The 12,306-nt window shown below is 74.1% G+C and carries 14 protein-coding genes, 1 tRNA gene and 1 pseudogene; 10 read left to right on the top strand and 6 right to left on the bottom strand.

The window, feature by feature from the left end; genetic code table 11:
• Positions 1–282: 282 nt before the first annotated feature.
• The 3 genes from NT8_RS23575 (at position 283) to NT8_RS23565 (ending at position 3,068) form a co-directional block, all read left to right on the top strand.
• Complete coding sequence (locus tag NT8_RS23575; protein WP_067973806.1) at positions 283–1,563, top strand: erythromycin esterase family protein; 1,281 nt, start codon at positions 283–285, stop codon at positions 1,561–1,563.
• A gap of 130 nt (positions 1,564–1,693) precedes the next feature.
• Entirely contained in the window at positions 1,694–2,236 is a 543-nt protein-coding gene (locus tag NT8_RS23570; RefSeq protein WP_067973803.1) for a PadR family transcriptional regulator, read from the top strand.
• 154 nt (positions 2,237–2,390) lie between these two features.
• On the top strand, positions 2,391–3,068 hold the full coding sequence (locus NT8_RS23565) for an ABC transporter ATP-binding protein (RefSeq protein ID WP_245646306.1): 678 nt from the start codon (positions 2,391–2,393) through the stop codon (positions 3,066–3,068).
• A gap of 103 nt (positions 3,069–3,171) precedes the next feature.
• Here NT8_RS23565 and NT8_RS31070 read toward each other — a convergent pair whose 3' ends face one another.
• Positions 3,172–3,480 carry a helix-turn-helix transcriptional regulator gene (locus NT8_RS31070; protein WP_245646305.1) on the bottom strand — a complete coding sequence of 103 codons (309 nt, stop codon included), beginning with the start codon at positions 3,478–3,480 and terminating at the stop codon, positions 3,172–3,174.
• Positions 3,481–3,985: 505 nt separating this feature from the next.
• Between NT8_RS31070 and NT8_RS23555 the strand changes: the two genes are divergently transcribed.
• Together NT8_RS23555 and NT8_RS23550 are read left to right on the top strand one after the other, a co-directional pair.
• Complete coding sequence (locus tag NT8_RS23555; RefSeq protein WP_067973797.1) at positions 3,986–5,035, top strand: CPBP family intramembrane glutamic endopeptidase; 1,050 nt, start codon at positions 3,986–3,988, stop codon at positions 5,033–5,035.
• Positions 5,036–5,199: 164 nt separating this feature from the next.
• A complete protein-coding gene (locus NT8_RS23550) occupies positions 5,200–5,517 on the top strand; it encodes a hypothetical protein (protein WP_067973796.1) in 318 nt (105 codons plus the stop codon).
• Between the two features lie 39 nt (positions 5,518–5,556).
• On the opposite strand, the gene NT8_RS23545 is transcribed toward NT8_RS23550, so the two are convergent.
• Complete coding sequence (locus tag NT8_RS23545) at positions 5,557–6,558, bottom strand: AraC-like ligand-binding domain-containing protein (RefSeq protein WP_169805251.1); 1,002 nt, start codon at positions 6,556–6,558, stop codon at positions 5,557–5,559.
• 227 nt (positions 6,559–6,785) lie between these two features.
• Between NT8_RS23545 and NT8_RS23540 the strand changes: the two genes are divergently transcribed.
• A complete protein-coding gene (locus NT8_RS23540; protein WP_067973788.1) occupies positions 6,786–7,163 on the top strand; it encodes a hypothetical protein in 378 nt (125 codons plus the stop codon).
• Between the two features lie 385 nt (positions 7,164–7,548).
• On the opposite strand, the gene NT8_RS23535 is transcribed toward NT8_RS23540, so the two are convergent.
• Positions 7,549–7,785, bottom strand: a complete 237-nt coding sequence (locus NT8_RS23535) for a hypothetical protein (RefSeq protein WP_067973785.1) — start codon at positions 7,783–7,785, stop codon at positions 7,549–7,551.
• A 417-nt stretch (positions 7,786–8,202) separates the two neighbouring features.
• On the bottom strand, positions 8,203–8,460 hold the full coding sequence (locus tag NT8_RS23530; protein WP_245646304.1) for an antitoxin: 258 nt from the start codon (positions 8,458–8,460) through the stop codon (positions 8,203–8,205).
• Between the two features lie 403 nt (positions 8,461–8,863).
• On the opposite strand from NT8_RS23530, the gene NT8_RS23525 reads away from it, so the two are divergent.
• Positions 8,864–9,595 carry a polyamine aminopropyltransferase gene (locus NT8_RS23525; protein WP_067973779.1) on the top strand — a complete coding sequence of 244 codons (732 nt, stop codon included), beginning with the start codon at positions 8,864–8,866 and terminating at the stop codon, positions 9,593–9,595.
• A gap of 204 nt (positions 9,596–9,799) precedes the next feature.
• Positions 9,800–10,075 carry a hypothetical protein gene (locus tag NT8_RS31065; protein WP_245646303.1) on the top strand — a complete coding sequence of 92 codons (276 nt, stop codon included), beginning with the start codon at positions 9,800–9,802 and terminating at the stop codon, positions 10,073–10,075.
• On the opposite strand, the gene NT8_RS23520 is transcribed toward NT8_RS31065, so the two are convergent.
• A tRNA-Arg gene (locus tag NT8_RS23520) sits at positions 10,041–10,113 on the bottom strand. The genes NT8_RS31065 and NT8_RS23520 overlap by 35 nt on opposite strands.
• A 219-nt stretch (positions 10,114–10,332) precedes the next feature.
• Between NT8_RS23520 and NT8_RS23515 the strand changes: the two genes are divergently transcribed.
• A complete protein-coding gene (locus NT8_RS23515) occupies positions 10,333–10,878 on the top strand; it encodes a DUF4352 domain-containing protein (protein ID WP_067973776.1) in 546 nt (181 codons plus the stop codon).
• A gap of 132 nt (positions 10,879–11,010) precedes the next feature.
• Here NT8_RS23515 and NT8_RS23510 read toward each other — a convergent pair whose 3' ends face one another.
• Positions 11,011–11,682: an ATP-binding protein gene (locus tag NT8_RS23510; RefSeq protein WP_084469220.1), complete on the bottom strand. Its 672-nt coding sequence runs from the start codon at positions 11,680–11,682 to the stop codon at positions 11,011–11,013.
• Between NT8_RS23510 and NT8_RS23505 the strand changes: the two are divergent.
• Positions 11,658–12,110: pseudogene (locus tag NT8_RS23505) on the top strand (serine hydrolase domain-containing protein); the annotation flags it as partial. The gene NT8_RS23510 and the pseudogene NT8_RS23505 sit on opposite strands and share 25 nt — an antisense overlap.
• Between the last annotated feature and the right edge of the window lie 196 nt (positions 12,111–12,306).

Below are 12,306 nucleotides of genomic sequence, written 5' to 3'. Positions count from 1 at the left end.
CGGCGCTCGCACGCCGATCTGCGAGAGTCGGCCTGGTTGTGCCGTTCGAGCCGATCGGCGCAGCGAGCGTCGTTCGAACCCCGCTGTGCGAGGCTGCGGAGCTTGCGGAGCGGCGCACAGCAGGGGCGTGGTCACGAGCCCGGAATGATCCAAAAACCCCCTTAGCCCCGCCCGGCGCCCGGAACGGGCACGCGGTCGGCGTCCCGGTCCGGCCCGCTCCGCCCCCACCCCCCGGCCGCGCGATCGGCGCCCCCGTGCCCCACATCGGTAGTCTCGGCCGGTATGTCGACACCCGAGCGCGCGCCCGCATCCGACGAGGTCACCGAGTGGCTGGCCCGCAACGCCGTGCGGCTGGACGGTGTGGCGGCGGGCGCGCCCACCACCGACCTCCGGCCGCTGAAGGACGTCCTCGACGGGGTGCGGATCGTCGGCCTGGGGGAGGCCACGCACGGCACCCGCGAGTTCTTCCAGCTCAAGCACCGCCTGCTGGAGTTCCTGGTGACGGAACTGGGCTTCACGGTCCTGGCCATGGAGGCGAGCGCGTCGGCCGCGCCGGCCGTCGACGCCTACGTCCGCCACGGGACCGGCGACGGCGCGCGGGCCCTGGCCGGCCTCGGGTTCTGGACCTGGCGCACCCGCGAGGTCCTCGCGATGCTCGACTGGATGCGGGCCTACAACCGGGGCCGCCCCGAGGAGCACAAGGTGCGCTTCGCCGGCATCGACCCCCAGCGGTGCGGCGCCTCCCTCACCGTCCTTGACGGCTACCTGCGGCGCACGGCGCCCGCACGCGCGGCGGGGCTGCTCGACCCGCTGCGCGTGCTCGCCACGGCGCACCCGGGGTCGCGCCCCGACCCCGACCGGCGCCTGGTCGGCGACGCCGAGCGGCTGCTGGCCGCCCTCGATGGCCTCCCCGACGCGGCGGAGGCCCTGCGCCATGCCCGCATCGTCGCGCGCGCCGCCGATCTGGTGACCCGCCCCCGGAGCCACCCGGACGCGGAGCGGACCGTCTACGCCGCCCGCGACCGGTACATGGCCGACGCGGTCGACGACCTCCTCGCGGATCCGGCCGCCCGCGTCGCCCTGTGGGCGCACAACGGCCACATCGCCGCGGACCGGCCCACCGGAGGCGCCGCCCCGCTCGGCCACCACCTGCGCGCCCGGCACGGTGACGCCTACTACGCGCTCGGCCTGCTCTTCGGTTCGGGCGCGTTCCGCGCCCGCCGCGTCTGGCCGGGACCGTGGCGGCGGCCCCGCGCGGGCGCGGCCGTCGGCAACCGGATCGGCCCCGCCCGCGCCGACGCGGTCGAGGCCCGCCTCGCCGCCGCGGACCCCGGCGACCACGTCGTGGACCTCCGCCGGGCGGCCGACGCGCCCCCGGCCGTCCGCGCGTGGCTCCACGGCACGCACCCCACCCGGACCTTCGGCGCCCTGATCCCCCGCTGGAGCTACCGGCTCAACTTCGGCCCGACCGTCCCCGCCGCCGCCTACGACGGTCTCGCCTACATCGCGGTCTCCACCCCTTCCCGCCTCCTCCCGGAGCACGACCCGGGCCGCGCGTCCTGACGTCGCGGCGGGGGGCGTCCGGCGCGGGAGAGTAGACGGCGGTCCCCTGGCCGCCGGCGGCGCGCCGGGGTCGGCTTGACGGTCGTTTGGATAACCGCTATCTATTGGCGCGTCGGAGAGAGGACGGTCCGTGCAGGACGTATTGCTGGCGCTGCTGGCCAAAGAGCCGTCACACGGCTACGACCTGCGCATGCGGTTGGTGGCGGCGCTCGGCCCGTTGGGCGAGGCGCTGAACGCGGGTCAGGTCTACGTGGCCCTCTCGCGTCTGGAGAAGGCGGGCCTGGCCGTCAACGAGCGCGAGGACGCGCCCGTGCGCGGCCCCCGGCGCAAGGTGTACGCGCTGACGGCGTCCGGGCGGGAGCGGGTCGCCGCGTGGCTGGCCGAGAGCGCCGGACCCCGGGCGGACGTGTCGGAGTTCCACCTGAAGCTGGTGGCCGCCGCCGAGTCGGGGCTGGCCGATCCGCTCGCGCTCGTGGCCGCGCGGCGGCGCGAGCTGATGAGCGGGCTCGCCGAGGCCCAGCACGCCGCCCTCGCTCACGACACGGACTCGGAGGCCGGACTGCTCCTGGAGGGCATCGCCCTGCGGCTGCAGGCCGACCTCCGCTGGTTGGCGGCGTGCGAGCGGACCTGGTCCGTTCGCGCCCCCCGTGGAAACGGCGGAGGAAGCGGATGACGGAGGACATGCCCGGGGCGGCGGCCGGTCGCGGCGGACGGGGCGGGACGGCCGCCCCGGCGCGGGACCGGTCCGCGGAAGGGCAGCCGAGGCGGCCGGCCCGGCGCTGCGGGCGGTCGGCCTGTCGCGGGCCTACGGTCGGGGCGAGGGCGAGGTGTGGGCCGTCGACCGGGTCGACCTCGACGTCCCCGCCGGGCAGACGCTCGCCATCACCGGCGCCAGCGGCTGCGGCAAGTCGACGCTGCTGCAGCTCCTCGGCGGCCTCGACCGGCCCACCGAGGGCGAGGTGTGGCTCGGCGGGCGGCGCGTCGACGACCTCGGCGAACGGGCGCTGGCCCGGATGCGGCGTCGCTCCATCGGGTTCGTCTTCCAGGCGTTCCACCTCATGGACGAGCTGACCGCGGCGGAGAACGTCGAGCTGCCCGCGCTGCTCGCCGGCGCCGCGCCGCGCACCGCCCGCCGCCGCGCCGCCGGGCTCCTCGACCGGGTCGGGCTCGCCGACCGGGCCCGACACCTGCCCTCGAAGCTGTCCGGCGGGCAGCGGCAGCGGGTCGCCATCGCCCGCGCCCTGGTCAACGAGCCGCTGGTCGTCCTCGCCGACGAGCTCACCGGCAACCTCGACAGCGCCGCGACCAGCGAGGTCCTCCGGCTCTTCGACGGGTTGCGCGCGGCGGGCCAGACTCTGGTCATGGTCACGCACGACGAGCGCGTCGCCGCGACGGCGGACCGCGTCGTCTCCCTGCGCGACGGGATGCTCGCCGGCGACACCCGCCTCGACGGCGACCGCCGCGGCACCTCCCACCTCGGCGCGCTGCTGGGCTGGGCGGACTGACCGGGGCCCGGGAGGCGCGCGGCGGCGGTGGCGTGGTCGGCGCGATCCTCAGGGCCGGGGACCGGCGACCGCGCCGCCCGCTCGCCCGCCTCCGGCGTTCCGGTCAGCGGTCCGCCCGCAGGGAGCCGACGTATCCGCCCGGGGTGGTGCCCATGACCCGGCGGAAGGCGTCGATGAACGTGCTGGTCCGGGCGCAACCCAGGCGCTCGGCGACCTCCTGCACCTCGTGCCCCTTGCCGAGCAGGGCGAGCGCGCGGTGCACGCGCAGCGACCGCCGCCACTGGGCGGACGACAGGCCGGTCGAGGAGCGGAAGGCGCGGCTGATCGTGCGCGGGCTCACGCCCAGGCCGCGCGCCCACTCCTGCGGGGAGCGGTCGTCGGCGGGGCCGCGCAGCAGGGCGCCGGCCACCACGCCGGCCCGGGACCGCCGGGCGGGCGCAGCCCCGGGTGCGCCGCGACGGCACCAGCACGTCGAACACCACGCCCTCCGCGCGCGCCCGTGCGGCGGCGTCGATGTCGGTGCGGGGCACGTGCACCGGCAGCGACTCCAGCACGGGGGTCATGGCGATGACCGCCGGGCCGTCGAAGGCCACCGGTGTGCGGTCGGGGGCGAAGAAGGCGGTGTGCGGTTCGGCCTTCGCCGTCAGCCGGCCGACGTGCACCGCCCCGGCCGCGCACCGGCGTCCGCGCACGTCACAGCGGCGATAGCGCCTCTCCCCGGCTATAGAACGGCCCCGACCCGCCCCGCCCTGCCCTGCACCGCAACCAGGCATCCGCCATACCCCGCCGACCCCCTCGGCCCCCGGGGCAGACCGCACCGACCATGACAACTGTCACGCCTGGACCGTGCACAGCAGGCGGAAAAGCCATGATCGGCGACACTCCGCAACGAATCGACTCCGATCTAGCCTCGGGGCATGAGCTTCGACGGCGACCGCTCCCCGCCACACCCCTCCCCCCGGACAACCGACCCGGCCGACCCGCCCTCCCGCATGGCCGACCCGGCCGACCGGTCCCTCCGAACAGCCGGCCCGCGCGGGCGCGGGACCCGCCCCGTACCCCCGGGCGTGGAGTACCACCGCGTCCTCGCCGGGGACGGGCGCCGGGTCTGGCGCGGAATCCTCGCGATCGCGCTGGTCGTGGGTGGGATGTTCGTCTTCGGCATCTCCATCGGCGTCGGCGCGGCCTACATCGACCAGCTGTTCGGCCGGACCAGTCCCACCTTCGGCGGCACCGACTACACCCCGCTCTTCCACGCCGGGAACCTGCTCCCGATCGCCCTGCTCATCCCGTGGAGCATGTGCGTCCAGCGCTGGGTGTACGGCGTCCCGGGGCCCTCCTTGCACTCGGTGGCGTCGCGCTTCCGGCTCGACGTGTTCGGCCGGGCGTTCCTGGTGATCGGCCCGATCTGGCTGCTCGTCTCGCTCATCGGCGTGACCACCCTGCCCGAAGGCTCGGTCGACTGGTCGCCCGTCGACCTGCTCGCCGTCCTCACGATCAGCCTCCTTCTCACACCCCTCCAGTCGGCCGGTGAGGAGTACGGCTACCGCGGTCTCGTCCTCCGGGCCGCCGCGAGCTGGGGCCGCGGGCCGCGCACGTCGCTGGTGCTCGGCGTCGCCGTCTCCACCGTGGTGTTCACGGTCGTCCACTTCGGCACCGACGTGTGGTTCAACGTCTGGTGCGCCACCATCGGCGTGACCCTGGCGATCATCACCTGGCGCACCGGCGGCATCGAGACCGCTGTCGTCATCCACGCCCTGAACAACACGATCTCCTTCCTCCTCGTCACCGCCCTGCACACCGACCCGAACGCGCTGCTGCAGCGCTCAGCGGGCGACACGACGCCCGCCCTGCTCATCCCCAGCGCCCTCCTCGTCGTGATCACCGCAGTGGTGTGGTGGCGCACCCGGCAGACCGGACCGGCCCTCACCCCGCCCCTCACCACCACGACGGCCGCGCGCCCCTGACGGACGGCCGGGACGACACCGGCGTCGAGAAGGCCGCCAGCGGTTGCGCCGCCGCGGTGCGCTGCGGACGCCGGGGGTTCCCTACCCTTGTGCCGCGCGGGTGCCGACAGCGGGGGAGCAGTGCGAGCGCACTCCTCGGGCGCGTGCGGCGCCGACGCGCGACCATGGGCGATGACGACCGCGAGGTGGACACGTTGGCCAGTGAGTACGAGGAACTGAGCAAGAGGGCGAAAGAGAACCCGGCGAGCCTCAGCGACGCCGAAGTCGAGAGGTTCGCCGTGCTCGCGCAGCAGCAGAGCGTCGCTGCTCAGCAGAAGTCCACCGAGCAGGCCCGGCGGGAAACCGGCCTGGAGCTGCCGCTGCACGACTACGCCGGCCTGTCGAATAAGGAGAAGGAGGAGATCGCCAAGAAGGCCGCAGAGGAACGCGCGGCCGCCGGGCGAAGCGGATCGCAGCCGAGGCGACGGGGCCGCCGCTCCTGACCCGCCCTTCCCAGGGGCCGTTGAAGCCCGGCTCACCGCCTACGGAACAGGACGGTCGCTGGGGTCCGCGCCTGCGCCTCCCAACCGCCGACGCCGATACTCGCCGGGCGGTATGCCGTAGGCGGCGCGGAAGGCGCGGCTGAAGTCGGCGGGGCGGGGGAACCCCCAGCGGGCGGCGATCGCGTGGACGGGGCGCGTGGCCAGCCCGGCATCGGCGAGGTCCCGGCGTGTTCGAGCGAGGCGCTGGTCGCGGATGTAGCAGGCGACGGTCGCGCCGACCGCGTGGTCGTGGAAGAGGCGGTGCAGCGACCGCGGCGACATGTGGTGCGCGGCGGCGACGGCGGCCGGGGTCAGGTCGGCGTCGCCGAGGTTGCGGCGGATGAAGTCCTGGATCTCCCCGACCCGAGCGCGCTGCCGGGTCTCCACAGGCATCCGGTCGGTGGCGTCGACGTGGTGCGCCAACCACGCGGTGACCAGGTCGGTGAGCACGCCGCCCAGCCGCCGCCGGTCGGCGGCACGGTAGGAGTCGCCGGTGTCGGCGGCCAACCCGGTGAGGAACCCGGCGAGCAACCGGCCGGGGCCGTCGCACCCCGACAGCCGGACGGCCATCACCCGGCGGACGCGGTCCCAGGGAAGCGGCAGGTCCGAGCGCGGTATCTGCGCGAGGACGGAGGACGCCGTGCCCAACCGGACGTCGACCACGGAGTCGTAGGGACGGGACGTGGAGTAGACGACCAGGTCGCCGGCGCCCAAGACCGCCTGTACGCCGTCCTGGCTGATGGTCTGGCGCCCGCGTCGGGACAGCGACACCGCGTACGTCTCGGGGTCGGATTGCCGGATGAGCCGGGGCGTCCGACGCGTGGTCATGGATGCGTAGGACTGGGCGCTGACGTGTGTATCGCCCAATTCGACGGCGTTGAGGCGCGCTTCGAACCTGCGCTCGCACTCGGTGCTGATCGTCATGGGGTAGATGGTGTCGGCGGTGATGTGCTGCCAGGCCGCGAAGCGGTCCTCGACGGGGAGATGTCGGCTGTCGAACACGTTCGCAAGAATCTGCCTCAGCCCCTTCGGCGCGGATCCGCTCTCCGTCACCGCCCCCATACTCCGCGCCACTCCCGCGGAGGGGAAGTGGTTCGTCGCGGCCGCAAGAGGACAGGCGCGGCGGATGGCGCGCGGTGCGCAGCGGACGGCGCGCACCGCTAACGACAACGGGTGCGGGGTGGGGGAGAGTCACGTTCGTCAAATCCACCGACCACGTGGAGGCTCTCATGAAACTCGGCAGAGGATTGGCCGCCGCAGCGGCCGCCCTGACTCTCGGCACTGCGTTCGCCGTGGCGGGTCCGCCCGACGCGGCCCAGGCGGCCTCACTCGCGTGCGCGCAGATCTCGGGGAACCCCGCCGGCGCCTGTATAGACGACCAGGGCAGCCGGTACATGATCAGAGTGTGGGACAACAGCTGCGACGGCCACCGCGCATATGCGCAGTACAGATTCGGTATCACGGGCACCCGGACGTTCCGACCGGCGACCCAGTGCGGCGGCCGCTACACCAAGTACGACACCTCCAACGCTGGTGCCGACGGACGGATCCGGGTCTGCATCAACGACGCGGGCACCGACACCTGCTCCCGTTGGGTCTCCTGGTAGCCGCCACCAGGTCGGCCCGGAGCGACGCCGTTCCGGGCCGTTCGCCGACCGTCGTGGAGAAGGCACAACGCCGACGGTGGGAGTCACGTGGACAGGGGCGTTCACGCGCATCCGGTCATCGGCGCGGTAGCGGATAGAACCGGCCTGCAACCGGCGGTTTTCGCCGCGAGCCCGATCGACGTAGCGGGACCACGGTGGCTCCGCTCGAACGGGTCGATCGACATCCAGGTCGACATGGGGTGGAAGGGATGTGAGCGGGGTGCTCTGGCGCACCCGATCGACCCCGCACTTTTCCTGGGTGGCCTTCGTGGAGTTGGAGGGCTCACCCGCGCCCGTCGCGGTCCGAGTGCGTCTCCGATGGCGACATCGACGCCATGGCGGCCCATCACCCGGTCTCCTCCGTCTCCGGGGACGCCTCGTGACGGCGCTCGCGTGACCAGCGCACGCCCGCGTGGGCCGTGTAGGCGGCCGCGAAGAGCCAGAGCGCTCCCCCCACGTAGACGATGCCCCAATGCCCCCCGAGGAGGCCTGCCGTGACGGACATGCTCAGGCTGGCCGTTTGCAGCGCGCCGCCGATCACCGCCTGCCGCTCGCTGGACTTCCGCCGTTCGCCGTCGCCCACCGACCCACCTCCCTGACGCACGAGCAGGTGCTGTGACGCCTACCCCACAGGGGGCGCCATCGCGATCCCCGCTGGGACTGGGATGGGGCGGCACCGACGGCGCGCACGGCGGTAGGGGTCGGTACCGCGGCGCTGCTCGTGGGCGGACCGTGGCAGCGCCGGCTGCTCCGGGGCCGTCTCGCCTAGAGGGCGGGAGAACCTCGTCACCGCCCATGAGTACAGCGGCATGCCGACCGTGGACGACGATCGGGAACGGTGTCGTGCTCCCCTGGGACCGCGTCGGGCCGGGGCAGGCCTGCGCCGTCGTCGACGTGTCCGTCGCGGACGGGTCGCGGGGCTCGAGCCCCGCGAGGGGGACGAGGTGGCGGCGGGTCGAGGGGGAACGGCCGCGAGCCGCTCGACCACGCCGCCGTCACATCAAGGACGGTATTTCGGCGGGCGGCCGGGGCCGTGCCGGTGGTCCCGGCCGTACGGAGCGCCGTGCCCGGGACGGCCGCGCTGCTTGGCGAGGTACCTCGACACCCCGCCGAGGGCCTTGTCGATGTGGCGGTCGTACTTGCCGCCGGTGCGCCGCTTCACCGTCTCCCCGGCCGTACGAAGATGCCGGTTCGCCGCGTCGGGGTTCCTGCGTACGAAGCTGAGGACCTGTCGGAGCAGCCTCTGGAGGTTGGCCATCGTGCTCACCTCGTTCCTGGATACCGCCGAAGAGTGCGGGTTCGCCTTCCCCTGGCGGAGACGCGACATGTCGCGTCATCGCCAAGTCTAGGAGACGGCGGCAGAGCCGGGACGGATATCGTCGGGCGCCGTAGGTCTCATCGACCCGGCGGTCCGCCCCGCGCCGCAGCGCCGCCGCAGCTGAGTGGAGTAGGCGATCCCATCGGCGATCACCCGATCCAGGGACCCTGAATCTGTGATGACTCGTCGTAAGTGTCGGCGCTGCTGTACAACGGGACGAAGCGGTGGGGGGTCGACGGCGATCGGCGCGTCGCCCGCATCCCGCGTCGTCGGAGCGGGGGCGCTCGTCGGTGGGCGGGGACCGCGACCGGTGGTTCGGGTGTGCAAGAGGGGTGCGTGCGGCATGGGTATGCGTTTCCAGGAACTGGACTGTCGGCCGACCCGGATGGGGGACATCAGCCTGCGCCGCCGCTGGGACCCGCTGTTCGAGCAGGACGTCTACGAGATCAAGCTCGACGACGACTTCCTGATGTCGAGCCTGTTCACGGCGGCGGAGGTCGAGATGGCGCGGCTGGCGCTGCGGGAGCAGGCGGTGCCGCCCGAGGGGGCCCTGGATGTGGCGGTGGGCGGCCTGGGTTTGGGCTACACCGCGCAGACCGTCCTGGAGGACCCCCGCGTCGGATCGCTCCTGGTGGTGGAGGCGCTCGGCGAGGTGATCGACTGGCATGAACGCGGGCTGATCCCGGTCGGCGTGTCCCTCACCGCCGACACGCGGTGCCGGCTGGAGCACGGCGACTTCTTCGAACTGGTCGCGCGCGGGAAAGGACTCGATCCGTCGGCGCCGCACCGGCGGTTCCACGCCGTGATCGTGGACATCGACCACTCGCCCAGCCACGTGCTGCACGCCGACCACGCCGCGTTCTACCGCCCCGAGGGGTTGCGCCTCCTCGCGCAGTGCCTTCACCCGCAAGGCGTCTTCGCCCTGTGGTCCAACGACCCGCCCGACGAGGACTTCCTGGCGGTCCTGCGCACGGTCTTCGCCGAGGCCCGGGCCGAAGTCGTCACCTTCCCCAACCCCCTTCAGGACCGGGAGGCCGCCAACACCGTCTACCTGGCCACCACCGCCACCACCTAGAACGGCGCCCGCCTCCTGGCGCCCGGCATGCAACGGGGAGGACGGGCCGGCGGCAAGGTTCTCCGCGCGATGACCACACTGGCGGCCCACGGCAGGTGGCCGTCAGCCCCAAGCGTTACGGGCGTTCCTTCGCGGAGTCGGGGGAGGACTCGATGCGTCCGCTCCTCGGTCGTTCAGGCGATGCTCGGGCATGCGACCGCGACCATGACCCTCGACCGGTACGGGCACCTCTTCCCCGACCGGCTGGACCTGGACGAGGCGGCCGAAGCGATGGACGCCGCGCGGGTGAAGGCGGCGCTCCAGGCGACCAAGGCGGCCGCTCCGGCGCATGTGCATATGAATGTGCAACGCCCCCGGATCGAGGGCGTTGACGGTCCCCGGAAAACGAAGAAGCCCGGAACCTGTCACTCCAGGTCCGGGCTTGTTCGTCGCTGTCTCATGGCGGCGCACTCGGGAGGATTCGAACCCCCAACCTTCTGATCCGTAGTCAGATGCTCTATCCATTGAGCTACGAGTGCAGTGTTTCGGTTGTGGCCCCCCGGGCTTGGTGCTCCCTGAGGACGTGTATGACTCTACCACGGGGTCGGGGGCGGTTCGGACGGGTTTTGGGCGGGGCCCGGGGGCCGGGCTGGGGGCCGGCGGGGCGGCCGGGATCGGCCATGGGGGCCGGGTTGTGCGCATTTCGTCCGGTTCCGCCCGTAGTCTTCCCACATCACCGCAGAGACGAGGACCGCCCCGTGTACGGACCACCCCCGCCCCCGCCCCGGCCGCAGCGGCCGGCCTCCCCGACCTCGCCCTGGCTGTGGGGCTGCCTCGGCTGCGGCGGGCTCGCCGTGCTGCTGGTGGTCGTCGGCGTCGCGGGTTGGCTCCTCTACGCCCGTTCGACCGGCCCGCACCTGCCGCCGGGCGGCGCGGCGGCCCCGGGCGACGGTGCCGCCGAGGAAGCGCAGGCGACCGTGACCGTCGAGGCCACCGCGACCGAGTTCGTGCCGAGCGACTCGGCCAAGCCGGGCGTGGACTACACGGCGGTGCAGGTCACCATCACGAACACCGGGGACGAACCGGTCAACGTGACCCCGCACTTCTTCACGATCACCGACGACGCCGGGACTGAGCACGAGACGGCCACCGCGCTCGGCGCCCCCGAGGGCGAACTCGAGACCGCCGACATCGAGGCGGGGGAGAGCGCGACGGGGGTGATCGCCGCCGAGGGCGGGTTCCTCCCGCTGTCGGTCACGTTCGACGACCTGTCCGGCGCCCCGGTGACGGCCGACGTCCAGTAGCCGTCCAGTAGCCATCCCCGACCCGCGCGGGTGCGGCCCTCTGACCGGTCGGCACGTATTCGGCTTGTGCTCGCCACGTGCCCGGCGCGGTGTCCCGCTGGCGGCATGGGCAGGGACGGGGCGGCCGAGTGGCTACGGAGCGGTGTCCGGGGCGGAGTCCGGCGGCTCGGAGGCGACGGTGCCCGGCGCGGTGCCCGGCGCGGTGTCCGGCGTCGTGTCCGGCGTCGTGTCCGGCCGTCCGGGGGTGGCCGGGGTGGCGAAGGTGAAGTGCCGGGCGGCCTCGGCGGCCGTGGTCCCCTGGCCGGGCCCAGGGACGTCGTACACGCGGGCGGCGCCCTCGGCGCGGAGCTTCTCGGGGGTGGCGTCGCGCGCCATGATCGCGGCATAGGCGCTGACGTCCGAGGCCGAGACGTCGTCCCTCGCGCGTTCCTCGTTCTGCCGGTGCAGGACCGCCTCGTCCTGTGTGAAACGCAGCACGGTCACGGGGGCGCCGAACCGCTCGGCGAGGGCCGCCAGGCGCCGGCGCGCCTGGACGGTGACGTTCGTCGACTCGGCGACCGCGGTCAGCCCCGCGGCGAGCCTGGCGGCGACGCGGCGGTCGCGCTCGTCGAAGACCCGGGGATCCTGGGTCGCGGCGCAGGGAGCGGCGGCCGCCGACGGCCCGAACAGCTCCGCGCGGATCTCGTCGCTGGACACGACGGCGTCGGCGCCGATCCGGCCCTGCTCGACCAGGGCGTGCACGAAGGCGGTCTTCCCCGAGGCCGGCGGCCCGACGAGCACCACCAGCCCGACGGGGACGGTCATCGCCTCACGGGCGGCCTGCACCCCAACGGCCACATCCGCCAGGTGGGCAACCGTCGGGCGGCGCGCACACCACGGCCGCCGACATGCTGGCGTTCGCCCGCGCCCTCATGGGCGGCGACCTGCTGAGCGCGGAGACGGCCGCGACCGTCACGACCGGAAAGGTCCCGATCGGCGGCCCGATGGGCGGCGAGTACGGCTACGGGTTCACCGACCTGCGCCTGAACGGGGTGCGCGTCGTCGGCCACAACGGGGGGACGCCCGGCTACGAGGCGCAGCTCGACGTCTACCCCGACACCGGCTACACCGTGGTGGTCCTGACCAACCAGGACCGGGCGCTCATGCAGGCGATGGGGCGCGTCCACGAGATGCTGACCGGCGGCCGGCCCGGCCCGCCGCCGTCCTCGGGCGGCGACGCCCCGCAGGGCTGACGGCCGCGCCGGCGGCTCCGCTCGGCCATGGGCGGGGGCGGCCGCGCGCTGTGGCGCCCCGGTGCGCCGCGCGGTGGGGGCGGCCGCCGACGACGGCGAGCCGCGCCGCGTCTTCGCGGGCGGGGGTTGACCGGCGCGCGGGCCGTCGGTCCGCCATCGCCCCGCCGCCCCCGCCGCATCTGCGGCGGGGGCGGGG

It is taken from the genome of Nocardiopsis trehalosi NBRC 14201, assembly GCF_001552555.1.
In the GTDB taxonomy this organism is placed as follows: Bacteria; Actinomycetota; Actinomycetes; order Streptosporangiales; family Streptosporangiaceae; genus Nocardiopsis_B; species Nocardiopsis_B trehalosi.
This window is presented reverse-complemented; position numbering and strand designations above follow the sequence as displayed.

Excerpts from the sequence above, each read along its gene's own strand:
- NT8_RS23555 (WP_067973797.1), top strand. The coding sequence starts at position 3,986 with ATGAGCTTCGACGGCGACCGCTCCCCGCCACACCCCTCCCCCCGGACA.
- NT8_RS23510 (WP_084469220.1), bottom strand. The coding sequence starts at position 11,682 with ATGACCGTCCCCGTCGGGCTGGTGGTGCTCGTCGGGCCGCCGGCCTCG.
- NT8_RS23530 (WP_245646304.1), bottom strand. The coding sequence starts at position 8,460 with ATGGCCAACCTCCAGAGGCTGCTCCGACAGGTCCTCAGCTTCGTACGC.
- NT8_RS23575 (WP_067973806.1), top strand. The coding sequence starts at position 283 with ATGTCGACACCCGAGCGCGCGCCCGCATCCGACGAGGTCACCGAGTGG.
- NT8_RS31065 (WP_245646303.1), top strand. The coding sequence starts at position 9,800 with ATGACCCTCGACCGGTACGGGCACCTCTTCCCCGACCGGCTGGACCTG.
- NT8_RS23525 (WP_067973779.1), top strand. The coding sequence starts at position 8,864 with ATGGGTATGCGTTTCCAGGAACTGGACTGTCGGCCGACCCGGATGGGG.
- NT8_RS23550 (WP_067973796.1), top strand. The coding sequence starts at position 5,200 with ATGGGCGATGACGACCGCGAGGTGGACACGTTGGCCAGTGAGTACGAG.
- NT8_RS23540 (WP_067973788.1), top strand. The coding sequence starts at position 6,786 with ATGAAACTCGGCAGAGGATTGGCCGCCGCAGCGGCCGCCCTGACTCTC.